Below are 25,755 nucleotides of genomic sequence, written 5' to 3'. Positions count from 1 at the left end.
AGCGTCAATTTTTCTGAAATTTTGGAATCACACCTGCGCTTTATGCAGAGATAGTTCTATACACAAATAATTGATCTATTTTGTTGTATTCAATACCATTCCTATGCGAATCGTAGTCGCACAGAGTTTCGCCAGGACTGGGGCGGATCGCCATAGAGCTGCCGAAATTGGCGAGTGAAGTAAGCCACGTCTGCATAGCCCACTCCCGCTGCAATTTGGCGCACGGGTTGATCGGTTTCACAAAGTAACATTCGTGCCTGGGACATACGGCGTTCTGTAATCCAACGCTTGATGCTGTAGCCCGTTAGCTCTTGGGTCAAATTCGTTAAATAGGCGGGAGAATAGCCGACCGCCTTGGCCACATCATTTAACCCGATCGGGCGGTGATAGTTGGCTTCGATGAATGCAAATACTTGTGATAAACGAGAACAGTCAGGAAAAATTCCGTTTTCGGATTGACTGTTTATTTTGCTTTCTGCTGGGGATGCATGAAAACTCGCTGCCAATTGGGCTTTTCGTTCTAGGCGAGTAGCGATCGCCGCCAACAATTGCTCAACGCTACAGGGCTTGGTTAAATAATCATCTGCGCCCAATTCCATCCCCTGGCGCAAATCTGCCATGGTTGCTTTGGCAGTGAGGAAAATAAATGGAATTGCAGCGGTGGCCGGATGGCGACGAATGGCCGATAGAACGCTGTAACCATCAAGATCAGGCATCATAACGTCGCAGATAATCAAATCTGGCAGATGCATTTGGGCTAACTTGATCCCGATCGAACCGTTCTCAGCCTCGATCGCACAAAACCCCTCAAACGTCAGACATCCCATGAAGATGCTGCGGGTTTGCGCTTCGTCTTCAATCACCAAAACTTTCGTCATGAACTGCCTGATTTACAGTAATGACCTGGGTGGTGTACCATGCCGGCCAAGTTTCGGGCGTATTCTCCAAACCGTGTAGTGTAAGAGGATACACATCCTCATCAGTCGCAAAATTTGTCAGGGATTCTGGACATCATGCGGCAATATTATTGGTCACAGCCTGTTTCAAAGCCGACCACGATACCGGCTGAGGCGCATATCTCCGCCTTAAGAGCATCGCCGGAAACTGACCTAGAAACCCTGCGTCGCCAGCATGAGTTAATCCTGAATGCGGTGGGCGAGGGGGTCTATGGGCTGGATTTAGCAGGTCGAGTAACCTTTGTGAATCCAGCGGCGGCCACCATGATTGGTTGGGAAATTCAGGACTTAATTGGTCAGTCCATGCATTCGGTTTTGCATCATTCCAAACCCGATGGCCAACCCTATCCCATCCATGACTGCCCAATCTATCAAGCTTTTCAAGACGGACGAATTCATCGTGCCAATACGGAAGTTTTTTGGCGCAAGGATGGATCAAGTTTTCCCGTTGAATATATCAGCACGCCCATGCAAGATCAGCAGGGAAATGTGATTGGAACGGTGGTTACCTTCCAAGATATTACCCAACGAAAATGGGCAGAGACTTTGTTGCAGCGAACCAATGAGGAGCTTGAGTTAAAAGTGCGCGATCGCACGGCTCAACTTCATCGTGCCAATCAAGAACTCCAGGAGCTAAGCGATCTCAAATCTCGCTTTGTTTCGATGGTTTGTCATGAATTTCGCAATCCACTGAATAATATTTTGCTGTCAGCATCATCGCTTGACCGTTATGATGCACAGCTTTCCCATGAGCAGCGCCAAAATTATCTTCAGGGAGTCAAGAACGATGTAGAGCGCATGACTCAAATGATTGATGACATTCTAGTGATCGGTAAAACTGAGGCCCATAAGCTCATGGTTCAACCTCAGCCGATCGAGCTAGTGCAATTTTGCCATAGCTTGGTAGCAGAAATGCAAGCGACATCTGCTCAACAATCACTATCGATGTTGAGTCGGCATCGTCATGTGATGGCCAATTTAGACGAAAAACTATTGCGATCAATTCTGACCAATATTCTCTCTAATTCAATTCGATATTCCCATCACCGTCAAAGCCCAATTTGTTTGCGACTGTCAAAGCGCAGCGGCCAGGTGACGTTCCAAATTTGCGATCAAGGCATCGGCATTCCCCGCGAAGATTTACCCCACTTATTTGAACCTTTTCGTCGAGGTAAGAATGTCAGTAATATTCCTGGAACTGGTTTGGGTTTGAATATTGTCAAGCGCTTTGTAGACTTGCAGCATGGAACAATCAAAGTAGACAGCAAGCTTAATGTAGGGACAACTTTTAAAATTACGTTACCGCTTGGTTGGAGCGAAGCATAGAAATAAGGCATCAATTGCGAGATTAAGCGAGCGATCGCAGCGAAATCGCCCAAACCAGTATTTCTAATTTGCATGGGGCTGGCTGATCAGTTGCAGAGATTCAGAGGATTGGTTGCATAGGGATCAGGCGATCGCGCTAGAATCGGCTCCACTGTGCTATTTCAAGGGCCGATGGGCAACACCACCGACTCCTGCATGTCCCAATACGATATTCCGGCGCTGATTGCTGGCTATTCGCGCGGCTATTTTTTAATGGCCGATGAAACGGGTAACGATTTGGGCTGGTATTGCAGCCGGGAACGGACACTGATTCCGCTGGACGATCGCTTCCGATATCCCAAGTCCCTGCGGCGAGTGCTGAATCAAAATCGGTTTACGGTGGCGATTGATCGAGCATTTCGGGATGTGGTGGAAGGCTGTGCCGATCGGGACACCACTTGGATCTCGGAAGAGCTAAAGGAAATTTATTGGGCGCTCCATTGCGCTGGCTATGCCCACAGTTTTGAAACCTGGCAGGGCGACCACCTGGCCGGCGGCGTTTTGGGGATTGTGATTGGTGGGGCGTTCATTGGCGAATCGATGTTTTATCAAATTCCCGATGGCTCGAAGGTGGCAATGGTCAAGCTGGTTGAGCATCTGCGCCGTCGCGATTTTCTGTTGTTTGATGCCCAGATGATGAATCCACACTTGGAACGATTTGGGGCTTACAACATCCGCGATCGCCACTACGAGGTGCTATTGCATCGTGCAACCCAGCATCGCTGCTCATTTTGCTAACTGCATTGCTAGCCATTTTGCCAGGGGTTAGCAATGCAGTTAGCCAAGCGGTTAGCAACGCAGTTAGCCAGTTTGAAAAAGTCAGGGATCAAAAAGCGATCGACTCCCCTGTTTCAGGAATCGATCGCGCTGTGCCAAACGGTGAGTAACGCTGGCAATTGTTCGGAAATTGTTCCGCAAACCACCGTTCATCGGGCGGTGGTAATGGAGCGCTAATCAACTGGGATCAGTAATCAACTGGGAGCAATTACCTACCGACGGCGGAAGCTGCCAAAGCTCGATCGCATCCGCACGGGCGATCGCCCAAAGCTACTGCCAAAGCTGCTGCGGGGTCGGGGAGCAGCCACGCGACGGTTAGGGGTGCTGCGGAAGGTGCTGCTCCCAAAGCCGGAGCCAGTGGCCTTGGCTCGGTTGTTGGCGGCCGGGCGGTTCAGCCCCGTGGCGTTGCGAGCCACATTGCCGGTGGCGCGGAACTGCTGGCGGTTGCGCTCGGCCACGGGGGCAGCGTTGTAGCGGTTTTGATAGCTGCTGATGGCATCACCGTAGCTGCGACCATAGCCGCCGTAGCCCACCAAGGGGCGACCGGGCAAATAGGCCGGGGGCAGCACGTAATGGGGTGCAAACAAAGCATTCGCCACCACTTGACCCGCGATCGCCCCAGCAAAGGGAGACCAGAAACTAGACTCACGGCGAACAATCACCGTTTGTTGCTCACCCGTTTGGGGATTGGTTTGGACAGCGGTTTCGCTATGGAGATATTCGATTTTGAAGTCTTCGTTGAGGTACAGCACGGGCTGACCGTCTTTCATGGCCAGGTAGGGCTTTTTCCCTTGGGCGATCGCCTCGTCATCCAGCCGGGCCATCTGCAACTCGGAGGTGCGAAAAACCGGCGAAGCACCAGCGGGCGTGTTTAACAGCATCAGGGCATATTCCCCCGTGCCGTCGTCATAGGCAGCCTGCTGAACCGGATAGTCGCCCGTGGGCAGGGATTTGGCAGCACTGGGCGCGGCGGCCACAATGGCGCTGGGCAAGGCTTCCGCTCGCACCACCGTTGGTGAGCCAGTGATCGTGACCCAGGCGATCGCGATCGCCAGTACCAAAGCCAATAATTTTCGGAGCATAGGGCTATCTCAAAACAACAAAATCACGCTTGAGGCCATTGGGCGGCCAAGAAGCTGAGTTCTGTGGGCCAAGCCGGCAATGGGCCAAGTCTGCAATCCGCCAGCAACGAATCGATCGCGCGGTGGCGGCCGAACCAAGAGCCGCAGCCCCAAAACAGCAAGCCAAAACAGCAAGCGAGCATTGATTAAAAAAGACCGACCCTGATTTCTCGGATTGTGATTCCGATGGGACGGCATTCCTCCAAAAGACCCCCTAAGCGGGAGTTTCTACAGCGGAATCAGTTCCGGGAAATTTTGCAGGAGCTGATCATTCGTTAGCTCATCTCCCAGACGGGCAGGGGCAAAGTGTACCTGCACAGCCCGCAATTTTTGATTGTAGTGGAGGTTTGCCAGAGCCTTGAGACCCGTTGCTAAGGCTTCAGAATCGGCCAGGTTGGTTTCGAGGCTGGGGACTTCGCCTTCATAGCCCACCGTCAACATCACCAACAGGTTGCTCGTGGCCGGGAGGGTCAGCAGGTCGTCATCCAGTTGGCTGGGCAAATCCAGGTCAGGTTGACTGAGATAGCGGGCCGCCGAGTCGGTGAATAGGTCATTGAACCGATCGCCCGCTTCTCCTTCATCCCAAAACACATCCCCCTCATTGCTGGCGGACTGCCAATAGGTTCGATATTGCAGCAGGCTTTCGCAAAGGTCTGACAGGCCCTGGCCCAAAACGTCCAAGTCCCCTTCCGCTTCGATCGCCTCCCGAGCAATTTGGTTGAGCTTGCCCAGCAAGGGGGCCACTTCTGACCCAGCTAGATGCACAAAAATGCGGGTGACGACGAAGCGGCTTTTGCCCGTCAGTCGATTCCACTGATCACCTAAACTCATGGTTCTGGAACGCTATTGACGCGATGTTGACGCGGTACTGATTCGGTCTTGATTCAGTCTTGACTCGGTACTGATTCGAGATCAAATCAATCCGGTTTGAATGCAAGTTGAATACAAATTGAATGCAACAGGAGTGGCTCAAAATCCAAAAGCGTGCAAGCCTTGGCTTGCCTACTGTCCAGCTTATCCTGTGGAGCGGGGGCGGCTCTGGCGAGATAACCGACCGCTGGCCGGCCTAGCGGAATGGTGGCTGATCGGGTATCGATTGCGTTGCATTCCTGAGGCGTGGTGGGACGAGGGGAGTTTTAGGGAAGCGATCGATCGCGCGATCGGGGCAAATGGGCGGCGTTTGGGCGATGATTCGGCGGTAGTCGGGATTTGGGAATGGTGAAAGGAGTGCGGAGTGGTTGGTGTTGGCGAGCGATCGGGCTGGTGGGCTGCCTGGGATGGCTGTGGGGTGGAATCCTGACCCCAGCCGGGGCCGAGCCGGGGCCGGCTGTGCAAGCGCCCCAAACGCCCTTGGACTGGCGTTATCAATATCGCAAAGTGCGCCATCCCCAAGGCTTTTGGGCGATCGAACTGCCGATCGATTGGAATATGCCGCTCCATCGGGATTATCACTCGGTGTTCTATAGCGAGCCGATCGCCCCGTATCGAGGATGGCAACCCAAACCCCTGCCCCGATCGCTGATTCGGTTGGATTTGGTGCTGCTAGATCAATCCATGGAAGCGGCGGAAACGGATTTAACAACTCGGGCAGAAGCGGCAGGCTTGACCTTAACCGAGCGATCGACTCTGAGCTTGGCCGGGCGATCGGCTGTGCGGATGGTTTTAGATCGGGTGATTTCAGACCAAGTAATCTCGGATCAGGCGATGCCAAATCCGGTGAGTTCAGAGGGCAAAGACGCAAAGGACACAAAACCAGAAGCGGGCCCAGAGTTCGATCGCACCTGGCTCACCCTGATTCCCGTCACCCCGCGCTTGAGTTTGTTGCTGGTGGGGAGCTATAACCCCCGTGAAAATCCGACGGCGGAGGCGGTGCTAACCAAAATTCACCGCTCGATCGAGCTGTTTTTTGAACAACCCACCGACATACGCACACCGGCCCAGCAGTTACTTCCCCTGGAGTTGCCGTCCTTGGAAAATTCACCCGGCGATCGGGAACCCCAAACCCCCTAGAAATAATCCAATTCAAAACAACTCAACACAATTCAACTCAACACAATCCCAACTATCAAAACCATCAAAAATGGGGCGATCAAGAAGTTCGATCGCCCCATTGGTTAATTCCTGGTTAATGCATGGGTCACTGATAACAGGCCCTTGGGACTAGGAACCCACCGTAGCCGGTTCCAGCTTTTCCAACATCAGCTTCGATCGCTTCAACAGGGCTGGCACTGGAATTGGGTAGCGACCATTGAAACAAGCCGTACAGAAATTCTGCGTGGCATCCTGGGTCGCCTCCAGCATCCCTTCTTCGCTCAGGTAAGCCAGCGTATCCACACCAATTTGATCGGCAATTTCCTGCACTGACTTGGTGGCCGCAATCAGTTGCGATTGGTTATCCGTGTCGATGCCATAGAAGCAAGGATGGGTGACCGGCGGCGAAGAAATGCGCATGTGAACTTCCGTGGCTCCCGCATCCCGCAAGGCTTTTACAATCTTGCGGCTGGTGGTTCCCCGGACGATCGAATCATCCACAATAATCACCCGTTTACCCGCGAGCACATCCCGCAGCGGGTTCAGCTTCATCCGAATTCCCGATTCCCGCATGGTTTGGGTCGGTTGAATGAAGGTGCGGCCCACGTAGCGGTTTTTGATCAACCCTTCGGCGTAGGTGATGCCCGAAACCTGGGAATAGCCGATCGCGGCAGGAACACCGGAATCGGGCACAGCAATCACAATGTCCGCATCGATCGGGGTTTCGATCGCCAAACGCCGTCCCAACCGCATTCGATAGCTATAGAGGCTGTCGTTGTGGAACTTGCTGTCTGGGCGAGCGAAATAGATCATCTCAAAAACGCACAGCTTCGGCTCCGGCTGCGTGGCCCAAAAGAAGGAGGCGAGACCATCGTTCGTGATCCAAACCATTTCCCCCGGTTCCACATCCCGCAGATAGTCCGCGCCGATGATGTCTAGGGCACAGGTTTCCGAAGCCAGCACATAGCGCTCGGGCGCACCGGGCAGCGTGCCAATCACCAGCGGTCGCACGCCGTTGGTGTCGCGAGTGCCGATCATGCCGTCGGGAGTCCCAATGACCAAACTGAAGGCCCCTTGGCATTGCTGGAAGGCCCGAATGGCCCCTTCCATCCAACCCAAACCACTGTCCACCTCTTGGCCAATGGCGATCGCGATCGCCTCGGAGTCCGTGGTGGTGGCAAATTCACAGTTGCGGGCGGCCAGGGAATCTCGCAGTTCCGCCGTGTTGACCAAGTTGCCATTGTGGGCCAGGGCCAAAGACCCCAAGCGCGTTTTCACCACGGCCGGTTGTGCATTGACACGACGGCTGGATCCGGTGGTGGAGTAGCGGGTGTGGCCCACGGCCAAATTTCCCGGTAGCTCTTGCAGAATTTTTTCGTTGAAGACTTGCGAAACGAGGCCCATATCCTTGTGGACATGCACCGTTGAGCCATCAAAGGTGGCAATCCCCGCCGATTCTTGCCCCCGGTGCTGGAGTGCAAAGAGGCCAAAATAAGCAAGGGTGGCGATGTTTTCGCCCGGCGCGTAAACCCCAAAAACGCCACAGGCTTCTTCGGGTTTGTCGGGCCGATCGCCCATCAGATCGAACAGGTCTTCAGACTCGGAGGGAAACATTGGGCGACAATGACTCCTAGCAGCAAGAGCGGGTGAATTAGCAAAAAGACGGTCAGAATCGCGATCGAGTGAGGCTGGCGCGGCTGGTTAGCGCAGCGTTTCCTGAGCCAGGTGATTCCTGGTGCAGCGATTGGAAGCCAAAAAATCGGCCACTCAGGAAGTTAACAAGCTCTTAACGATCCCGCCTTAACAGTAACAGAAGTTGCGGAATCGATCGGCTGTGGCGATGGCGAATTCAAGGGCAATCATCATCGGGGCAATTTCCATGGCATCCCGATCGCTCTTCCCATGATTCTGTTGGCTCCCAAGCGGATCGCCAGGCAAGCACCAAGCTCGCCCCTGTGACTGATGATCAGCAATTCATAACCTGATTGAACTGCTGATTGATCGTTGTTGATCATTAATCGATCATCAACCTGACGATCGACAACGATCAACGATGATCCTCAGTGGACGATCGGGCGGCGCGAGATGACGGGGCAATCTCCCTTAAACCAACCGTTCCATCCGGCGGGCGATCGCCTCGCTCCAACCCTCGGTCAAATTCGCCAGGGCCGCATCGAGTGCCGTTGCGCCGTCCGGTGCGTTGATCACCAATCGATCGCCCCCGACGGCTCCCAGCTTGGCCCAATCGGAACCGAGCTGCTCGGTCAGCCAGCTTTCAAACTCGGCCGCGCGATCGCTCGCCACGGACACCACGATCCGCGCGCCGCCTTCGCCAAACAGGGCCGCATCCCAGCGATCGGCTCCAGGGTCGATCGTCACCGTTGCGCCCAGGTTGCCGCCAATGCAGGACTCGGCCAGGGTGACGGCTAGGCCACCTTCCGCGCAGTCGTGGGCCGATCGAATCCAGCCCTGGCGAATCCCGTTACGGCAGGCGGCTTGCACGGCCCGCTCCCGATCGAACTCCACCACGGGCGGCCGACCGGCGATCGTGCCATGAATCGCCGCCAAATAATCCGACGCGCCGAGGGTGACGGGAGCCGTTGCCCCCAGCAGATAAATCCGATCACCGGCCGATCGGAAGCCCTGGCCGGCGATTTGGTGAATATTCTCGATCGCCCCCACCATGCCCACCACGGGCGTGGGATAGATCGCCTGGGGATTGCCCTCGGAATCCAGGGTTTCGTTGTAGAGCGACACGTTGCCACCCGTGACCGGCGTGCCCAGTTCCCGGCAGGCATCGGCCAGGCCGCGACAAGCATTGGCCAACTGCCAATAGCCCACGGGCTTTTCGGGGCTGCCGAAGTTCAGGTTATCAGTCACGGCTAGCGGTTCTGCCCCCACGCAAGAGAGGTTGCGGGCCGCCTCCGCCACCACACCCAAGGCCCCTTGGTAGGGGTCGAGGTACACATGGCGGGCGTTGCAGTCCACCGTGGCCGCCACGCCCTTGGTGAAGGGGGTGGTCGCGTCGGTCACCAGTTGGGGCCGCAGCCGCACCACCGCCGCATCGGCTCCACCGGGCACGATCACCGTGTTGTTTTGCACCTGGTGATCGTATTGGCGATAGACCCAGGATTTCGAGGCGATCGAGGGGGTTTCCAGCAGGCTTTGCAGCACCGCGCTCCAGGGGCGATCGGCCAACCCCGCCACGGAACAAGCGGGCAACGACTCCGGCGACCAAGCCCAAGCCTGTTGCGCGTAGGCCGGCGCTTCCGCCATCAGTTCCCGGCGATAGATCGGGGTGTTGTCCGCCAGGGCCGTCGCCGGAATTTCTGCCGCAATTCCCCCTTGGAACCGAATCCGGACGATCGACTCTTCGATCACTTCCCCGGCCACCACCGCTTGCAGACCCCAGCGGTGGAAGATGTCGATCAGCTCCTGTTCGCGGCCCTTGTGCGCCACAAACAGCATCCGCTCCTGGGATTCCGACAGCAAATATTCGTAGGGAACCATCCCCGACTCGCGCACGGGAATCTTGTCGAGATCCAAATCGATGCCTACGCCGCCCTTGGCCGCCATTTCCGCCGTGGAGCAGGTGATGCCCGCCGCGCCCATGTCCTGGGCCGCCGCCACTGCGCCGGTTTTGAAGGCTTCCAAACAGGCTTCGATCAGGGATTTTTCCAGGAACGGATCGCCCACCTGCACGGCCGGGCGATCGTCCATCGACTCATCGGTTAACTCCGCGCTGGCAAAGCTGGCCCCGCCCATGCCGTCGCGCCCCGTCGTGGATCCCACGTACAGCACCGGGTTGCCAATCCCATAGGCTCCCGCCTTGACGATTTCCGGCGTTTCCATCAGCCCCAGGGCCATGGCATTCACCAGCGGGTTGCCACTGTAGGCGGGGTCGAAGTAGACCTCACCGCCGACGGTGGGCACGCCCACGCAGTTGCCGTAGTGGGAAATACCAGCCACCACCCCTTCAAACAGGCGACGGTTGCGGGCATCATCCAGGGAGCCAAACCGCAGGGCATTCAAAATGGCGATCGGGCGGGCCCCCATGGTGAAGATGTCCCGCAGGATGCCGCCTACACCAGTCGCCGCCCCCTGGAAGGGTTCCACGGCGGACGGGTGGTTGTGGGATTCGATTTTGAAGGCCAGGTGCAGCCCATCGCCCAGATCCACCACGCCAGCGTTTTCGCCGGGGCCCACGAGGATGCGCGGGCCGCTGGTGGGAAATTGGCTGAGTAGGGGGCGAGAATTCTTGTAGCAGCAGTGTTCCGACCACATCACGCCAAACATCCCCAGTTCAGCTTTGTTGGGGTGGCGGCCCAGTCGATTCACAATATCGACGTATTCATCGGGCTTGATGCCTTCGGCGGTGATCTCAGCGATCGGGAAGGGTGCAGATTCGAGAACGGTTTCGGGGGTTGACACGGCTTTGGTGGCGCGATTCAGAAAGCGCCCTAATTGTACAACCGAGGCGATCGGCGGGTGTTGCTCTTAGGTGTGCCGATGGAGCAATCCAGGCAAAAACCCTGATCAAGTGCGCAATCACGATGTGGGTTTGGCTTACACAGCAATTTTGATTCACTATCAAGCTTCACGCCATTTATTGCCAGATCATTGAGATGGCAGATTTTTAAGCCATCTCGTAAAACTGTTGTGAAGAAATTTCTCGGAAATATCAAGAATAGAGGTATTCAGTGAAAAAACGAGAACTAACTGAATGGCTTGGTCTGACGTATGCCGATATGCTGACCTACTTAGCATTAGGTGCTGCCATTGCCATGTTTTTTATTCGACATGCAGGTCTTGATGTTTTATTGGCAGTCACTGCTATTACGCTTTCGGTAGTTGCTTGTATCGTTGGCATGAAGCGAGATCCACAAGTCTCAAACTTCACCAACATAATGAAACGAACTGGATATCCTTTTGCTTTAGTAATTATTGCGTTAATTATTGCATTTCATTACACTTTTGGGGTTGCATTAAACAGCTTTGAATCACCAAAGCCTTACTATGTTGCATCTAGGGCAATGCAGCCCACTCTGGAGGTTCATGATCGAGTGATGACTGATCAAGGAGCTTATCGATCTAGAAATCCAGAGCGTGGAGAAATTGTCGTTTTCCGTCCCAGTGAGGCATTGATATCAAGAGGACTCACAGGTGTAATCATCTCTCGAATTATTGCTTTGCCCAATGAGCAAGTAGAAGTACGAGATGGTAAAACATTCATTAATCAGAAACCTCTTGAGGAAAAATATATTGCTGAAAGGCCAGACTATCAATATGGGCCGATCCTAGTTCCTCAGAACTCATATTTCATGCTCGGAGATAATCGAAACAATTCTTACGATAGTAAGGATTGGGGGTTCGTTCCGGCTTCCAATGTGATTGGAAAGGTTAAGTTAATTTATTGGCCACCAAATCGCTATGGCTCTCTATCCAAGGAGAGTTAAACACGTTAAAAGTTGAAAGTATCATTCGATTCTGTTTCAGAAATTGAGGAATGCAGCCCATTGCTTCAATCATCGAGGTACTTATGCTGCTATGGCTTGAAGACTGAAGGACGATCGCACGGCGCTGTATCTTGTCCCACGGCTAGAATCAGAGCAGATTTCGCGATCGCCCTTGTCATCCCATGCAAGCCCCCGATTTACCAGCAGCTCTGATTCCCATCACCAATCAACTGCGGGCATACTTTCAGCAAACCTACCCCGATCGCCTCGATCGACTAGTGCTATTCGGCTCATGGGCACGGGGAGAGGCAACCGCTGATTCAGACCTAGATCTATTGGTAGTTTTGCGCGATCCGGTTTCACCCAGCCGAGAAATTAGCCAAACCAGCAAATTCATCGGTCAACTTTGCTTGGATCACAACATTTTGATATCGCGACTCTTTATGGGGCGATCACGCTTTGAAACCGAAAATTCCCCCTTGCTGCGAAATATCCGGCGCGAGGGAATTGCTTTATAGCTAGGCAAAAATATGCCGTAGATCTGTTGCGAGACGAATAGCTACACACGTGATCGCGACAGGATTCGCACCACTTGATCGGGTTGGCCCGTGGGGACGGCGGGACTCCAGAGGATGGTTTCGCCGATGCCGCAAAGGTGCAGGCTCTTGACTAGGCGATCGATCCACTCACTTTGACCCACGAGGATGATCCGGTTGCAGCGATCGTCCAGATGATTCAGGCGCTCCAGAATGGGGCGATCGCCGTTGGTTGGGGTAGTCATATCGATTGAGTGCTGCGAATTGACAACAAATTCACTGTAGTCGATCAAGTTGTCAACTCGCAACCTTTACGCGATTTCCCGAGTTTGACACCATGAGCGGCATGGGAAAAGCCGGGAAAGCACTACGCGAAACGCTACAACAGCACAACCTCACGCAAAATCGTTTAGCCGTGACGATGGGGATCGCGCGCGGCACGATGAGCCATTGGGTGGCGGAAACACGCGACCCAACAGCGGAATCGATTCCAACCATTGTGGATGCCCTGGAGCAGTTGAACCCGGAAGCCGCGCGGACATTTGTTGAGGCTTACTTGGGCCGGGCGATCGGGGAGCTGGCTCCTAAAGAGTCTGAGGGCGAGGGCTGAGCGGAAACGGCCGGAAAAGCATTACGCGAAACACCCCACAGTTAGCCCGCTGTCCGAAGTCAGCAGACGAGGGCTATGGGTATTGGTTGGCCGGCCAAGAGCGGGCCGCAGATGAGCTGTTGATTAGGTCATTCAACAGTTAATTGATCGTGGGCAAAAATGTTAACTGCTGTTAGATTTGTTGTATCTTTCTCAGTCTAATTTAAAAATTTAGCATCCATAAATTTAGGACTCAATTATGTTTTTATACCTCGTGATTTTGCCATGTGCCTTAACAAGCGTTTCAGACTAGGTTTTCTTTAGTTAAAGAGGTGCTTCTTTATACTTTGCACAGTTCACCACTGAGGCTACTGGGCTAAGCAATGACAAGCCATTCAACCCAAAACGGTCTAACCGTTCCGGCTAAATCAATGAAATTTGGACTTCGTTCGATCGGCACTCGCTTGTTTGTGGCGGTGATTTCTGCCGCTGCCATTGGTCTCGGCAGCTTAGGGTATTTATTTTATAGTGAGCTGAAGTCCGTTCGGATTTTGCAACTAACGTCGGAAACGGATAACAAGGTTCGACATCTTGATGCGGAGCTGCTCAGTGGTGAAACTTTTTTAAAGAGTTTGGTTTCCGCAACGATCTTCTTGCACGATAGTGGTGTGCGATCGCCCGAGGCCTACGAGAAATTAGTACTTTCATTTATGTCAGCTCGTCCTAAGCTGATCACTGGATTTGGGGTGATGCAGTTCCCCAAGGGTTTGGTCGATCGTGAGTGGTTTGGGCCCTATATTGAAGAATCTATTCCCGATCGCGGGGTTAGCCTGGCTCAAAATCCTAAATTTACGCTGGTTGATCTATGGGCAGTAGATCAATATCCCAAGATGCAATATTTTAAAGACGCGGTTAAGGCCGATCGCTATCTTTGGTCAGAGCCTTATATGAATGATAATTATCCCATTCCGCTCATGACCTTTTCAGGGACGATTCGTAATCAAAAAGGTCAATTAATTGCCGTGATGAACGGAGATATTAATATTGATGATCTTAATAAAGATATTGATGCTAGTGATCTTAATTTGAGTCAAGATGATCCTTCATTCAATAGCAATGGCTACCATGCCCTAATTACAAAAAATGGGCAACTCTTGAGTTATTCTCTTGATCCTCGTCAGGCTGCCCAAATGGCTAATGTTTCATCCATTCCATCCCTAAAACCGGTTTGGGAACAAATTCGTTACCGAATTAACCAAGGCATTGAAAAATCACATTTTGAATCTGATTCAATCTATTGGGTTTATCAAACAGTTCCCAGAACTCAATGGGTGATGCTGGAAGCGATTCCCTATGAGATGGTTGCCAAGCCTGCTCTGCTAGGAGCCATTAGCGCCACAATCATTGCAGCCGTCTTTTTACTTTTGGTTGTTTGGTTATTTATTCAATTTTTAAATCGCCGCTTGCAACCCATTTTAGATGTTTGCGATCGCACGATCGGGGATCATAGGGACATCAACAATTCAGGCGATGAAATTAGCCATTTGTCTGATGTCTTTTTCAATATGGTTAATCAGCAGCAAACCCTACTGCGCAAGTTGCAAACAGCCAACAATCAACTCGCGCAGTCAAATCGACTGAAAGATAATTTCTTGGCAACCATGAGCCACGAACTCCGCACTCCGTTAAATACAATTTTGGGAGTGGCGGAAATTTTGCAAGAGGGTATCTTTGGTGGAGTTAATAAGCAACAGCACAAAGCCTTAGAAAATATTGAAAAAAGCGGCGCGCATCTTCTGGCTCTAATTAACGATATTTTGGATATTGCCAAAATCGAGTCGGAATTTTTGGAGCTGAATTGCACGACCGTCGCGATCGGGGCGCTTTGCACATCAAGTGTGGCATTCATTCAGCCCCAAGCCGAACAGAAGAATATTCGACTGGAAACCAATCTATCGCCTAATTTGCCAGATCTATATATCGATGAACGTCGTATCCGCCAAGTTTTGTTGAATTTGCTCAATAATGCCTTTAAATTTACGCCAGAAGGGGGACACATCACCCTAGAAGTGACTTGCCAAAAGGAAGAGAGCGAGGACGAGGCAGAAAAAAATGGAGAATTACAAAAATATTTTGTGCGAATTTCGATCACTGATACGGGTATTGGGATTGCGCCAGAAGATATCAAGCGTCTTTTTCAGCCGTTCGTGCAAATTGATAGTGCCCTCAATCGTAAATATGAGGGAACGGGTTTGGGTTTGGCTCTGGTGAAGCGAATTGTTGAACTTCACGGTGGTCGTGTGGGGTTGACCAGTGAAGTGAATGTGGGTAGTTGTTTTACGATCAATTTGCCTTATATTGAAACGCGATTTTCCGTTGGGCGAGAACGGGAAGGCAAGCCCAATTCACAGAAAGATCGGGAAACCTGCACTGAAGTAGCCCGAGAATGAGGACTGAAAAGGAATCGCCTAGATTTTTTCGATCGCCAGGTCGCGCAACCAAAAAAAGCGATCGTCCCGCCATTCACGACCCTTTTCGCGGCTTAGATAACCGGTGAGTGGGGAAGCCAGTTCGATCGCCACGCTGTGCAGATCTTCCATTTCCAGTAATTTTGGTGGCTGGGAAGTGATATAGACCGCGTGAAGCTCGACTGTGCTGGCTCCTTTATTTTGATTGTTACTTGTTAGTCGTTTCAGGCAATCAATCAAAAATGCACGGATTCGCAATTGTTCGATTTTTTCATCTATAAAGTTATTGATTTGGTCATCGGCTTCTTGAGCATAGGGCGGATTTTTTAGGCAATTTTCTAGCTCCCATAAATTCAACGAACCAGGATAGGAAACATTGAGCTTAACCAAGCGTTCTAGGGTAGTGGGTTTAATCAAATTCATACGGTTGCCTTGGGCTGTTTTTTGAGCATGGTGGTTGGGTTTACCAACAGAAATGACTAATTTTATGGCTTGTTCATAGTCTTCAGGATTGAGATATTTGTTACCAAGTTTCATAAGCTGCGAAAACACCCCATCGGGTAGCGTGTCGCGGCTGCTGGATTTACATTCACCGATGATTAAATAGGGCGATTCACAAACAAAATCTAGACCGCCTGCGCCGCCAACACTATCGGGATCAAGGCTGGCCTTGGGGTTTTGATTGCGGTTAGAAAATCCCAAAGAAATCATGGCTTGGCGCACCAGCCGCTCGAATTCATTGCCTTCGCTGGATGCGCCGACTTTAGAAATTTTGCTCATCCAGGGACTGAGACGGGACGATCGCCCTGGCACGCGCCACCCCAAAAAGGCTTGGATGCGGTTGTCTAATTGTGTGGCGCTGGGCAGTGTGTTGGCTAAATCAGCAAGGGTGGATTGCAGGGTTTCGAGTTCTGAATGTTCGGGCGGCTGTCGATCGCGAAGTTGTTGCGATCGCCGTTTGAAAACCGCTTCTGGCAGCACCGGCTCAGGATTTTCGCCTGTGAAGGGACGGGGCATCACCACACATTTTCCGATCGTACTGAGGTCTTCAAAATCGTGCTCCAGCGGGTGGGGGGTGAGCAGTCGAAAAGCACGGACGGTGGCTAGGAATAAATGTCCTTTGGTGGCGATCGAGCGAGCGAGGAAATCCTCAGACCAAATGGTGAGGGCGGCGATCGCGTCAACGGCCGCCAAGTCGTCAATAATTTGGCATTCCACACAGGTGACGATCGCTCGGATGGCGGGGGGAAAGCTCTCGGAACCCAAATCTGCGAATCGGTAGGGGCGATCGTGCGATCGGGGATTGAGGCGATCGGGAATCGGCTGAAGCGCCAACATACGCTGGGGCTTGATGAACGTGGCGGACAACATCGCCAACATTCGCCCTTGCAACAGTGCTGAAATCTCAGATTCTGGCAAGCAGAGGGCGGCGGTGGGTTTGGGTTGTAGTTCCATGTGGCTGGATTACTAATTAATTTTGTCAACCACTTGCAAAGTCAATTCGTCCTCCAAATACCCCAGAGGAGCTAGCAGTTTTTCCGTGAGGGTTAGAACGCTAGAAATTCCCAAATCTGTTTCAATGTATAGCTCTACCTTTTCTAGGAAGATAGGCTTAAACATCCCCTCAGTTTTTTGAGAAAACCGAGCCTTTCGGCCATTGGACTCCAGCGCAACTTTGACAAATTTCTCGGCGTGTTTCTCTGCCAGTACTTGGTTAATGGTGATAAAGAACTCGCGCCAGCTCTTGACCGAATAATTTTCGCCACGCAGGGTAAAAGCACAAAGTTTTTTGCCTTTGTAATCAGACTTGAGAGTGAGTGACTGAATTGTCGATGCATCAGTGGGTGGAGTTGTGGACTGGCTCGCGCCGTCTGGTTCTAAATCATCGTCGCCACTACCCACCAAAAAATCGATCAGGTCTTCTTCGTTGTCCTCGATCGCGCTGGTATCGATCAAATCATCGTCACCAATAATGATGCTGACGAGGGTTTCATCATCGATAATGCTCGGATCAATCAAACCCGATGGATCACTGAGAATTTCCAGCAAAATTTCATTATTCAGTGCAATTTCGCGAGAAAACTCCTGTACTTCTGCTTCCGTCAAGCCATAAATTGAAGCGCTTTCAAAGACGGCTTTTAGAGCCATCAAGACTTTCAACTGTTTCGGGTCAGGTTCAATGTGTTCGCCGCCTTGGCGCTGGATAAAGTTCTGGTAGGTTTTGTAGGAATCCCAGAAGGTCTTGATCTTGAAGTCTGCGCCACGAATCAGACAGCCGCGCGTCAGCCCATAGGTTTTGTAGTCCACTAGGCGATTCAAACCGGCGGCAAAGGAGAGGCCCGATTGTTGCAGGACGGCTACCCCGATCGCGAAGGGTTTGTCCTGTTCGGTTCCGACAATCTTGAAGTTGATGTAGCCAGCATTTTTGGCTTTGGGTTCAATATTGGCGATCGCGGTAATCGTAGCCCCTTCGATTTTCTCGCCGGATTTTGTTTCACCGCTGATGGTTTGATTGACGACTAACTCAAAGCAATAGCGCAGGGTTTCAGCAACAGTAGTGCCATCGGCCATTGCTTCGCGATAGTCATCTTGGAGTTTCTCTTCAAATCCCTTTTGAAAACGTTCCTCAGGCGGAATCGGTGGCGCTGTTACCACAAAGTTTTCAGCACACCAACGCAGGGCGTAACGAATTGGTGGGCGTTCTTTTTTACCAAGTTCCCTCAGCTCATCTTCATCAAAGGGATAGAACGGATGAGGCGGCGTTAAATTGCGTGGCTCATAAAATTTCTTCTCTAGTAAGAATCTAACTAGCTTGAGGAGTAACTGACTATCTAGTTGCTTCAGGCTAATAGGCTGACCAGTACCCGCTGTCATTCGATCAGTAGCACCAGCCAGAGACGGTATTTCAGATTGCCATGAATTGGGAAATAAGAAGGAGGTTAGAATTAATCCACAATCTTCCTCGGAAAGATGTAATGAATCAAAGATAGACTTGATCAAATAAGCTAAAACTTGCGTTGAGGTCAAGCCCTGATTATTCAATTGTGAAATTTCAGTCTCATCAAAACAAAGTAAAACAGGACGATGAGCAACCAAAAGCTTTAAAATTGCCAGGTTCGCTTTTAAAGATTCCGACTCCCTAGATGAATCAGAAGCTGGAATACTGGGTAAACCCATTTTCTCAAGATAGGCTGTCGATAGTTCATCGCCGCTCAGCCATTTAATAGCATAAGGAGCATAAGATTCTGATAGAGTCCAAATTAAGGCCTTGAGGATGTCAGGATCAACGTCTGGAAAGCAAGGCTGGCACTTAGCAAACAGCGTCTCAATTAAGCTTTTTCCCTTTGCTTGATAGCTACGGCAGTTTTCATCAAATTGCTTAACAAAGCGTACTGAATCGAGACTCTGATTACTTTTGGTGTTCAGTATTCTTTTCTCGATAATAGAAGTTGCCAATGCTTGCCACTGAGAAATGCCTAGCACAGTAAGTTGTGACAAGCTTCGGGAAATAGCTTGACGTAGCTCATAATTGATCAGATCAATATTTCCACATAGAGAAAAACTCATGTAGAGAAAAAAAGCATCTTGGGCTTCATAGATCCGCCTGTGAAGCCGCCGAACCAAGTGACTTTTTCCCATCCCCTGTTCGGCAGTGATTACGAAAGATGAAATCTTTTTTTCTCGATCAGAATTTTCTTGAACTTCCTTCAGTCTTTTTAAAATCAATTCCGATGCCGAAGCGTGCAAAAATTCAAAATCGATAAAGTTTGTATTCCAAACATCCTGATGCTTGACAACAGATCGCAAGTTGAACGGATTATATTCCTGAATGGCTTGATGAATTTCATGCAAAGGGGAAGCATTCGTCATAACCCAAAACTCAACTTTGCGATCTGGTGTGCAAGGAACAAAACAGGACAAATCAAGCCGCTTTACAGCAACTTGGCATAGAACCGTAAACCACTAGTTTTTGTTTCAATTGAGTCTTTGAGCTGATCCTTCGACGCATCGGATGCATTGCCCTTTTCCAATTGAAAAATGTCATCGCCCTGCATTTCCAGTAGCCATTCATCGAATTGTGCGCGCGAAATTCGATCGCCCAGTTGCCGACGAATTTGGTAGATCGGCACAAAATTTTCGCAGCGATGTTCCTCATTCAAGAACTTGTGGGTGTCCAAAACCACCGTCTTAAATTCGTCGTAGGACGTAATTTTTTCGCCCGCCGAAACAGCCCCAGCCGCCGGAGCGGGAGCCTGTTGCAACCAATTCAACGCCGCCTGAGCATTTTTGGCACTCACCACCGTGCCCTTTTGTCCCTTTGTCCAAAACGTCAGTTTGCCCGCCCGCAATTCTTGATCCAGCCGCGCCTTGCCCGCCGCCGTCAGGGATAACCGTCCCCCGTTCTCGCTCACAGCTCCCGCTTGGAGCAGTGCATCCACCGCTTCCTCAAAATCCGAAACCTTGACCTTGCTGCCACAGCGAGATCGCGCCGTGTCGTCCTTACCCTTGCCACTAACTTTGCCTTTGCGAGGTACGCCCGCCCCCGTCATGCGTTCTAGATCCCACAAGACCAGCAACAGCAGCGTTGATTGCATCTCGCCTTACTCCTTTGTGACCCGTGCATGGATGAATGGATCACGTAAACCATGGTAAACGATTTTGCTGATTGCGGTTTGCGAAATCTAGAAAAAGTGAATTTTGAAAATGATTTTTTGAGATTTGCTTTAAAGGCGAAATAAAAATTAAACCTGTGATGAATCTATTACCAGAGGATGAAATTGATTTCTCAGGAAGCAAATAAGGGAGGTTTTCGGCTGTTTTCTAAGCAGAACGCGCCTATTTGCGCTGGGAGGCTCAATCGTGGCTGATTGTGCTGATCACCTCATAAAAATCCTCCAACCGATGGCTAGATTGGAGGATGGGACTGAAAGAAAGGGCGATCGAGTGGTTGGGGATGGATTAAACCAAAACTGGTTTTAGGCGATCGGCTTGGTGTCCATGGCGGCAAGTTGGGCGATCGGTTGCCATGCGGTCACATCAGCCAGGAGACTTTCATAGCCCAAATCATTGGGGTGCAAACCATCGGAGCCGAGGCGCTGTTCAACCCAGGAAGCCCCACGCGCGAGCCACAATTCAAAACAGTCTAAAAACGGAATCCGCCGCGCCTCACAGGCCCGACGGATCACTTCTTTATATTGATACTGATCGGCGTGGTTGTAATACAAACACTCTAAGAAGGGCATTTTGCTGGGGTTGACGGGAATCATGCCCACAAACAAGACGGGGCAGAGACCCTGGGCCCGATCGAGCAAGGCTTCCACTTGCGGGCCAAAGATTTCAATGGGGGTCATGTTTTTGCCATCGGCCCGGCCCACTCGCGGCGAATCATTGGTGCCCACGGAAAGAATCAGGCGATCGGGCAGGCGATTGCGCAACTCGCCCCGGCTGCGAAATTCCAACTCCAGTCGATCGCTCACTTGGCTCACCTTGTCGCCCCGAACGCCCAAGTTATAAATCACATGGCCGGCTGAGTCGGGAGCCATCCACTGGCGGCGCAATCGTTCAACCCAACCGCCGCCACTGAGATCGCCGTAGCCATAAATCACACTGTCGCCCATGGCAATGATGCGGAGGGGTTGCGGTTGCTTGGGCCGAAATGGAGTCACCACGGCGTTATGGCGCATGACAGGAGACGCGATCGGAGCTTGCATAGGCTGCGGCGTGGAACGCGATCGAGAAAGGAATTGAGCCGGAATGTATCACTGCTGGGATGCTTGAGGCAATCACCCATCCCTAATCATCCTCACAGTGGGATTGAGCCTGATTCCGGGTCAAAGGAGCCGATCGGGACAGTTTTGGCGATGGTTGTGGCGATGGTTGCGGCGGCTGGGTCAAGGCTGGGCAAATTCGGTTGGGGCAAAGTTGGGGGACATTCAGGGCGAATCCGGAGCGAATCCGGGGCGAATCCGGTTTGAACCAAAAGAACGCAACAGGCTACATCGGCCACCAAGGGAGTTTGCTAATCTCTCGATCGCCCTTGATAATACGCCCCGGACTGCCCAGGCCCCGACCGCCTCTCCCGCCAAACTCCGCTGAACCACCTTCAACCACCCGCAAGTAACCTGCCGTTTCCCATGAGCAAAGTCTTCCGCGAGCTGCTGAAAACCATCGGCAGCGGGCCCCACACAGGCAAAAATTTGGATCGATCGCAGGCCGCCGAAGCCATGCGACTGATGTTGACCCAGGCGGCCACCCCAGCCCAAATTGGTGCGTTTCTGATTGCCCATCGGATTAAGCGGCCCACGGGCGAAGAGTTGGCGGGCATGTTGGATGCTTATGCTGAGTTGGGGCCGCGCTTGGGGCCGATCGCCCTCGATCGGCCCTTGGTCAGCTTTGGGATTCCCTATGACGGGCGATCGCGCACGGCCCCTTTGGGCATCGCCACGGGGTTGATCTTGGCGGCGGCGGGGTTTCCCTTGCTGTTTCATGGGGGCGATCGCATGGCCACAAAATATGGCATTACCCTCACGGAACTGTGGCAGGCCTTGGGTTTGGATTGGACTCGGGCCAGTTGGGAGCAGGTGGAACGGTGCTTGGCAGAGCAAGGCCTAACCTACTGCTATCTGCCGAAGCATTTCCCCGAAACCTTGCCCCTGGCGGCCTACCGCGATGAAATTGGCAAACGGCCGCCCCTGGCCACCCTGGAGCTGTTGTGGTCGCCCTACCAAGGGCCCCAACATCGGGTGATGGGGTTTGTGCATCCGCCCACGGAACAGATGATGCGTGATGCCTTGGCGCTGCATCAAATTGAGTCCTTCACCACGGTCAAGGGCCTCGAAGGCAGTCCCGACTTACCGCACGATCGGACGGTGATCACGGGATTGGGGCAACCGGGCCGGTTCGATCGCCTCTGTCTCAACCCCTGGGATTTGGGATATAGCCAAAGCAATTTGCCCCTGGGGACGGCTGCTGAATGGGCTGAAAACTTGAGTTCCCTGTTCCAAGGGAGCCATGGCCAAGATCACCCCTGGCGCACCAGTGTGATTTGGAATGCGGGTTTCTATCTTTGGCGACTGAGCAGCACTGGCTCCGATCGGCCCACTGACTTCACCGATCGAACGCCATTGAAGAATTACTTGGCTCAGGCGGCCACGATTTTGGATCAAGGATTAGCCTGGCAGAAGCTTTTGGATCTGCGATCCCATCTGGCGATCGCCCCAGAATAGGCAAGAATGGGCAAGCAAAATCAACCCCAAACCGGTTAACAATTCCGGCCCAGAGGGGTCTGACTCCCATGTTAGACTCGCATGTGACTCATCAAAACGATCGACTATCGCTCCTCTGCACACGAGCGTCCCATCGGTGGGGCGCTTTTTCGTAGGTGAGCGATCGCTTGCAGGATACCAGACTCGTTGAAACTTTGGGGCTGGGAATCCCGATCGGGGCCCCAAGAGATCCACAAACCATGCATCAATCCAGACTGGATCAATTTAGACTGAAATCTAGACTGAGATTCAGATTGATGATCAGTTTGATGATCAGTAAATTCCTATCGGTGATTAACCATTGGCTATGAACCGCAAACGGCAACCCGCCCGCGATCCCTACCGCGATCGCGACAGTTATCGCAGTGATTATCGGGGAAGCGCTCGCGAGTCGGCCGGGCGCGACGCGGATCGCGAACCGAGATCGGAAGGGCGATCGCCTGAACCACCCAAGAAAAAAGGCTTTAACTACACGGTGGTGGCGATTTTGGCCGGCGTGTTCATCCTGGGTATGGGCGTGGGCATTGGGTTCAGCTCTTCGGCCAGTGTTGATCCGCAAAATGTGGCTTCGCGGGAATTTATCGATCGGGCGGCTCCCAACCCGGAACTTTGTGCCCAATTTGGAGCCAGCGCCATTTCCATGAATGCGCGCATTTTTGTGACCCTCAGCCCCTTCAGTGTTTACGTGTCCCAGCCGGAAATGCAGCCCGGTTGCGTCATGCGCAGCAACAACTGGGCCGTGCTGCAACAACGGGGCGTGGTGACGGATAAGCAGATTTCCGAATGCAAAAACCGGATGAATACCTTTGCTTTCACCGGCAGCATTGACAGCAAACCCCGCGTGGACTGTGTTTATCAAAACGATTCGGCGGGGAACCTGTTCTTGAATCAGCCCGGCGTGGTTCCGGCCCAAGAAAGCGATCGTTTCTAGCGTGACCCACGGGGGAATAAAGACGGGATGTTGGCTTATGGATTGGCGATTTTAGTGGCGATCGGGAGCCTGTTGCTCTACGCGATCGCCCTGCGGTTTCCGATCCTGTCACGGCGTAGTGACGTGATTTGGAGCAGCTTTGGCCTGTTTTATGCCCTCGTGCTGTGGGTTTGCAGTGGTCAACTGCACGGGGCCGTGCTGCTCAGCCAAGGGGTGGTGGTGGGGTTGATGGCCTGGCAAGGGTGGCAAACCCTGGTGCTGCGCGAACAAGTGGCGCGATCGAGCCTGGATGAGGTGCTGGTTGCCGCGTTGCCCCAGTTCGATCGCTGGGCCGGGTTGCTGAATCTCTTTCGCCCCGGCCAACCTAACTTGACCGGTTGGCAAGCTTTCCGCCAATCCCTCACTGGTTTTGGGATCGTGCTTTGGATCCAGATCCAGACCCAATTGGCCAACCTGCGAGCTTCCCGATCGCCCGGCAGCAGTCCTGCCCCAACGCCCAACTCAGCATCCAAACCAACGCCTAGCCCAGCACCCAAACCAACGCCCAGCCCAACGCCACCCCCGACCAACGCCGCGGCCGCGCCGCCCGCTCCGGTCAGCCCCACCACAGGCAGCACAGGGCAAAGTGCAGAGCAAAGCACAGGGCAACCGGTTTACGTGCGCAAGAAATATCGTCAACCGCCGGAAGGTTCGCCCCCCAACCAGACTACGCCGTCGCCTGCTCCTTCCCCTGAGCCTGTGCCCGAGGGTTCCAAGCCCGTTTACGTGCGCAAGAAATATCGTCAGGCCCTGGAAAACTCATCTCCTGTCCCCAGTCCAAATTCTGTCCCCAGTGCAAATCCCGTAACGCCTGCCAATGCGTCGGCGGATTCACCGTCGCCCGCTGCTGCAAGACCGGACAGTTCAGCACCGATCGCCCCCCGACCACCCCGCCCCCGACCCACCCCCTCGCGCACGGTCAAACTCGACGGGGCCAATTTGCCCGATGAAGTGGTGGTGGATTACGAAGAGTTGCCCCCGCGCCCGCCGCGGCCCCGTCGCCCACCGGCCGGGTAAGGGGAGTTTGGGTGGTTCGGGAGGAACCGATTCGCGCTCCTTCGCTCCCCAGACGGGTCAAAGCAAGCCGCTACAATGGTTAACAGCCGTGCTGAACGGTCGTTGGCCGCGTTCTGGTGAACAGCAGGAGCCAACCATGCTGGTTAACAGCGCTGAAGTTTGTTTTTGAGTGCCTGCCCCGTGAGTTCCACCGTTCCTCCAGTGCGATCGACCTTGCAACCCGCCATTTCCCTGAGCAACGTCACCAAGGCCTTTTCCACGGGAACCGTTGCCCTACAAGATGTGTCCCTCACAATCCACGAGGGCGAATTTTTGAGCTTGGTGGGGCCCTCCGGTTGTGGGAAAAGCACCATTTTGAGCCTGATTGCGGGTCTGAGCAGTCCCACCCAAGGAGATTTGACTTGGCAGATGCCGGACGCTCGCCGGAATTTGGCCTTTGTGTTCCAAGATTCTGCCCTGCTGCCTTGGGCAACGGTGCAGGAAAATATTCGGTTGCCATTGAAGTTGGCGGGAATTTCCCGATCGGCCAGCGAAGACCGCGTGGCCGAGGCGATCGAGCTGGTGGGGTTAAAGGGGTTTGAAAAATCCTTTCCCCGGCAACTCTCCGGCGGGATGAAAATGCGGGTTTCGATCGCCCGGGCGATCGTCACCCAACCCAAGGTGTTGTTGATGGATGAACCCTTTGGGGCCCTTGATGAAATTACCCGCAACAAACTGAATGAAGACGTGATGAATTTGTGGCATCAAAAGCGCTGGACGATCGCTTTTGTGACCCACAACATCTATGAAGCCGTTTATCTGTCAACGCGGGTGGCGGTGATGGGGGTTAATCCCGGGCGCATCGTCACGGAGCTGGACATTCCCGAACCCTATCCCCGATCGGAAACTTTCCGTCAATCTCCAACTTTTGGCCAATATCGCTACCAACTGGCGGAAGCGTTGGCCCTCGGCATGGGTGCGACGGTTCCCTTGTAAGGGTGTCAATGGGAATGGTGCAAATGTCGATTTCGCAAAGTTGACCCAATTTACTCAAAATTGACTGAGCATTAATTGAGCTTGAATTGCAAAATTCTGGTTTTGAATGGCGGGGAAACTCCCTAAAATGATTCCAGAGCCACCCAGCAATTCCTTAAAAACTGCTTGAGAACTGCTGAAAATCCGCTGAAAGATCGGTTTTGAGCATTCCTTCCTGATCCTGAATCTT

22 protein-coding genes are annotated in these 25,755 nt (G+C 52.7%); 12 read left to right on the top strand and 10 right to left on the bottom strand.

All coding sequences use genetic code 11. The features are described 5' to 3' along the window. Nucleotides 1-101: 101 nt before the first annotated feature. Nucleotides 102-878 (bottom strand): response regulator, encoded by a 777-nt coding sequence (locus tag H6G52_RS11835; protein WP_190528483.1) that lies wholly within the window; start codon nucleotides 876-878, stop codon nucleotides 102-104. Nucleotides 879-1,013: 135 nt separating this feature from the next. Here H6G52_RS11835 and H6G52_RS11830 point away from each other — a divergent pair, with 135 nt between their 5' ends. The 3 genes from H6G52_RS11830 (at nucleotide 1,014) to H6G52_RS11820 (ending at nucleotide 3,275) form a co-directional block, all read left to right on the top strand. After that, nucleotides 1,014-2,282 carry a PAS domain-containing sensor histidine kinase gene (locus H6G52_RS11830; protein WP_190528481.1) on the top strand — a complete coding sequence of 423 codons (1,269 nt, stop codon included), beginning with the start codon at nucleotides 1,014-1,016 and terminating at the stop codon, nucleotides 2,280-2,282. 171 nt (nucleotides 2,283-2,453) lie between these two features. Next, entirely contained in the window at nucleotides 2,454-3,059 is a 606-nt protein-coding gene (gene aat / locus H6G52_RS11825) for a leucyl/phenylalanyl-tRNA--protein transferase (protein WP_242026345.1), read from the top strand. 33 nt (nucleotides 3,060-3,092) lie between these two features. Continuing rightward, a complete protein-coding gene (locus H6G52_RS11820; protein WP_190528479.1) occupies nucleotides 3,093-3,275 on the top strand; it encodes a hypothetical protein in 183 nt (60 codons plus the stop codon). Nucleotides 3,276-3,310: 35 nt separating this feature from the next. Here H6G52_RS11820 and H6G52_RS11815 read toward each other — a convergent pair whose 3' ends face one another. Together H6G52_RS11815 and H6G52_RS11810 are read right to left on the bottom strand one after the other, a co-directional pair. Continuing rightward, on the bottom strand, nucleotides 3,311-4,180 hold the full coding sequence (locus H6G52_RS11815; RefSeq protein WP_190528477.1) for a hypothetical protein: 870 nt from the start codon (nucleotides 4,178-4,180) through the stop codon (nucleotides 3,311-3,313). A gap of 267 nt (nucleotides 4,181-4,447) precedes the next feature. Then, nucleotides 4,448-5,050: a DUF1517 domain-containing protein gene (locus H6G52_RS11810; protein WP_099532910.1), complete on the bottom strand. Its 603-nt coding sequence runs from the start codon at nucleotides 5,048-5,050 to the stop codon at nucleotides 4,448-4,450. Between the two features lie 384 nt (nucleotides 5,051-5,434). On the opposite strand from H6G52_RS11810, the gene H6G52_RS11805 reads away from it, so the two are divergent. Next, nucleotides 5,435-6,229: a hypothetical protein gene (locus tag H6G52_RS11805; RefSeq protein ID WP_190528475.1), complete on the top strand. Its 795-nt coding sequence runs from the start codon at nucleotides 5,435-5,437 to the stop codon at nucleotides 6,227-6,229. Between the two features lie 150 nt (nucleotides 6,230-6,379). Here H6G52_RS11805 and purF read toward each other — a convergent pair whose 3' ends face one another. Together purF and purL are read right to left on the bottom strand one after the other, a co-directional pair. Beyond that, complete coding sequence (purF, locus tag H6G52_RS11800; protein WP_190355122.1) at nucleotides 6,380-7,864, bottom strand: amidophosphoribosyltransferase; 1,485 nt, start codon at nucleotides 7,862-7,864, stop codon at nucleotides 6,380-6,382. 489 nt (nucleotides 7,865-8,353) lie between these two features. Next, on the bottom strand, nucleotides 8,354-10,681 hold the full coding sequence (gene purL, locus H6G52_RS11795) for a phosphoribosylformylglycinamidine synthase subunit PurL (protein ID WP_190528473.1): 2,328 nt from the start codon (nucleotides 10,679-10,681) through the stop codon (nucleotides 8,354-8,356). Between the two features lie 269 nt (nucleotides 10,682-10,950). Between purL and lepB the strand changes: the two genes are divergently transcribed. Both lepB and H6G52_RS11785 read left to right on the top strand, forming a co-directional pair. Beyond that, on the top strand, nucleotides 10,951-11,706 hold the full coding sequence (lepB, locus tag H6G52_RS11790; RefSeq protein WP_190528471.1) for a signal peptidase I: 756 nt from the start codon (nucleotides 10,951-10,953) through the stop codon (nucleotides 11,704-11,706). A 182-nt stretch (nucleotides 11,707-11,888) separates the two neighbouring features. After that, nucleotides 11,889-12,224, top strand: coding sequence for a nucleotidyltransferase domain-containing protein (locus H6G52_RS11785; protein WP_190528469.1), 336 nt, complete (start codon nucleotides 11,889-11,891; stop codon nucleotides 12,222-12,224). A gap of 41 nt (nucleotides 12,225-12,265) precedes the next feature. Here H6G52_RS11785 and H6G52_RS11780 read toward each other — a convergent pair whose 3' ends face one another. Next, complete coding sequence (locus H6G52_RS11780; protein WP_190528467.1) at nucleotides 12,266-12,487, bottom strand: hypothetical protein; 222 nt, start codon at nucleotides 12,485-12,487, stop codon at nucleotides 12,266-12,268. 92 nt (nucleotides 12,488-12,579) lie between these two features. Here H6G52_RS11780 and H6G52_RS11775 point away from each other — a divergent pair, with 92 nt between their 5' ends. Next, nucleotides 12,580-12,852: a helix-turn-helix transcriptional regulator gene (locus tag H6G52_RS11775; protein ID WP_305068643.1), complete on the top strand. Its 273-nt coding sequence runs from the start codon at nucleotides 12,580-12,582 to the stop codon at nucleotides 12,850-12,852. Nucleotides 12,853-13,214: 362 nt separating this feature from the next. Continuing rightward, on the top strand, nucleotides 13,215-15,281 hold the full coding sequence (locus H6G52_RS11770; RefSeq protein ID WP_190528465.1) for a sensor histidine kinase: 2,067 nt from the start codon (nucleotides 13,215-13,217) through the stop codon (nucleotides 15,279-15,281). Between the two features lie 18 nt (nucleotides 15,282-15,299). Here H6G52_RS11770 and H6G52_RS11765 read toward each other — a convergent pair whose 3' ends face one another. The 4 genes from H6G52_RS11765 to H6G52_RS11750 form a co-directional block, all read right to left on the bottom strand. Next, nucleotides 15,300-16,754 (bottom strand): DUF1802 family protein, encoded by a 1,455-nt coding sequence (locus tag H6G52_RS11765; RefSeq protein WP_190528463.1) that lies wholly within the window; start codon nucleotides 16,752-16,754, stop codon nucleotides 15,300-15,302. A gap of 12 nt (nucleotides 16,755-16,766) precedes the next feature. Beyond that, the gene (locus tag H6G52_RS11760) at nucleotides 16,767-19,169 is read right to left on the bottom strand and encodes a hypothetical protein (protein ID WP_190528462.1); all 2,403 of its coding nucleotides are present in this window, start codon (nucleotides 19,167-19,169) and stop codon (nucleotides 16,767-16,769) included. A gap of 62 nt (nucleotides 19,170-19,231) precedes the next feature. After that, nucleotides 19,232-19,894 carry a hypothetical protein gene (locus tag H6G52_RS11755; RefSeq protein WP_190528460.1) on the bottom strand — a complete coding sequence of 221 codons (663 nt, stop codon included), beginning with the start codon at nucleotides 19,892-19,894 and terminating at the stop codon, nucleotides 19,232-19,234. Between the two features lie 381 nt (nucleotides 19,895-20,275). After that, nucleotides 20,276-20,983, bottom strand: coding sequence for a GDSL-type esterase/lipase family protein (locus H6G52_RS11750; protein WP_234406988.1), 708 nt, complete (start codon nucleotides 20,981-20,983; stop codon nucleotides 20,276-20,278). 450 nt (nucleotides 20,984-21,433) lie between these two features. Here H6G52_RS11750 and H6G52_RS11745 point away from each other — a divergent pair, with 450 nt between their 5' ends. The 4 genes from H6G52_RS11745 (at nucleotide 21,434) to H6G52_RS11730 (ending at nucleotide 25,526) form a co-directional block, all read left to right on the top strand. After that, complete coding sequence (locus tag H6G52_RS11745; RefSeq protein WP_190528458.1) at nucleotides 21,434-22,525, top strand: anthranilate phosphoribosyltransferase family protein; 1,092 nt, start codon at nucleotides 21,434-21,436, stop codon at nucleotides 22,523-22,525. A gap of 346 nt (nucleotides 22,526-22,871) precedes the next feature. After that, a complete protein-coding gene (locus H6G52_RS11740) occupies nucleotides 22,872-23,495 on the top strand; it encodes a DUF3172 domain-containing protein (protein WP_190528456.1) in 624 nt (207 codons plus the stop codon). Between the two features lie 27 nt (nucleotides 23,496-23,522). Then, nucleotides 23,523-24,551 (top strand): Ycf66 family protein, encoded by a 1,029-nt coding sequence (locus H6G52_RS11735; protein ID WP_190528454.1) that lies wholly within the window; start codon nucleotides 23,523-23,525, stop codon nucleotides 24,549-24,551. A gap of 180 nt (nucleotides 24,552-24,731) precedes the next feature. Then, nucleotides 24,732-25,526, top strand: a complete 795-nt coding sequence (locus H6G52_RS11730) for an ABC transporter ATP-binding protein (protein ID WP_347278325.1) — start codon at nucleotides 24,732-24,734, stop codon at nucleotides 25,524-25,526. Nucleotides 25,527-25,755 lie beyond the last annotated feature (229 nt).

This window comes from Limnothrix sp. FACHB-881 (assembly GCF_014698135.1).
Classification (GTDB): Bacteria; Cyanobacteriota; Cyanobacteriia; order CACIAM-69d; family CACIAM-69d; genus CACIAM-69d.
Note: the sequence above shows the minus strand (reverse complement) of the source record. Positions and strands in the feature narration are given on the sequence as shown.

Bases quoted from the DNA above. Each gene is read 5' to 3' on its own strand.
- H6G52_RS11835 (WP_190528483.1), bottom strand. From the start codon at position 878: ATGACGAAAGTTTTGGTGATTGAAGACGAAGCGCAAACCCGCAGCATC.
- H6G52_RS11830 (WP_190528481.1), top strand. From the start codon at position 1,014: ATGCGGCAATATTATTGGTCACAGCCTGTTTCAAAGCCGACCACGATA.
- aat (WP_242026345.1), top strand. From the start codon at position 2,454: ATGGGCAACACCACCGACTCCTGCATGTCCCAATACGATATTCCGGCG.
- H6G52_RS11820 (WP_190528479.1), top strand. From the start codon at position 3,093: ATGCAGTTAGCCAAGCGGTTAGCAACGCAGTTAGCCAGTTTGAAAAAG.
- H6G52_RS11815 (WP_190528477.1), bottom strand. From the start codon at position 4,180: ATGCTCCGAAAATTATTGGCTTTGGTACTGGCGATCGCGATCGCCTGG.
- H6G52_RS11810 (WP_099532910.1), bottom strand. From the start codon at position 5,050: ATGAGTTTAGGTGATCAGTGGAATCGACTGACGGGCAAAAGCCGCTTC.
- H6G52_RS11805 (WP_190528475.1), top strand. From the start codon at position 5,435: ATGGTGAAAGGAGTGCGGAGTGGTTGGTGTTGGCGAGCGATCGGGCTG.
- purF (WP_190355122.1), bottom strand. From the start codon at position 7,864: ATGTTTCCCTCCGAGTCTGAAGACCTGTTCGATCTGATGGGCGATCGG.
- H6G52_RS11785 (WP_190528469.1), top strand. From the start codon at position 11,889: ATGCAAGCCCCCGATTTACCAGCAGCTCTGATTCCCATCACCAATCAA.
- H6G52_RS11780 (WP_190528467.1), bottom strand. From the start codon at position 12,487: ATGACTACCCCAACCAACGGCGATCGCCCCATTCTGGAGCGCCTGAAT.
- H6G52_RS11775 (WP_305068643.1), top strand. From the start codon at position 12,580: ATGAGCGGCATGGGAAAAGCCGGGAAAGCACTACGCGAAACGCTACAA.
- H6G52_RS11770 (WP_190528465.1), top strand. From the start codon at position 13,215: ATGACAAGCCATTCAACCCAAAACGGTCTAACCGTTCCGGCTAAATCA.
- H6G52_RS11765 (WP_190528463.1), bottom strand. From the start codon at position 16,754: ATGGAACTACAACCCAAACCCACCGCCGCCCTCTGCTTGCCAGAATCT.
- H6G52_RS11760 (WP_190528462.1), bottom strand. From the start codon at position 19,169: ATGACGAATGCTTCCCCTTTGCATGAAATTCATCAAGCCATTCAGGAA.
- H6G52_RS11755 (WP_190528460.1), bottom strand. From the start codon at position 19,894: ATGCAATCAACGCTGCTGTTGCTGGTCTTGTGGGATCTAGAACGCATG.
- H6G52_RS11750 (WP_234406988.1), bottom strand. From the start codon at position 20,983: ATGCGCCATAACGCCGTGGTGACTCCATTTCGGCCCAAGCAACCGCAA.
- H6G52_RS11745 (WP_190528458.1), top strand. From the start codon at position 21,434: ATGAGCAAAGTCTTCCGCGAGCTGCTGAAAACCATCGGCAGCGGGCCC.
- H6G52_RS11740 (WP_190528456.1), top strand. From the start codon at position 22,872: ATGAACCGCAAACGGCAACCCGCCCGCGATCCCTACCGCGATCGCGAC.
- H6G52_RS11735 (WP_190528454.1), top strand. From the start codon at position 23,523: ATGTTGGCTTATGGATTGGCGATTTTAGTGGCGATCGGGAGCCTGTTG.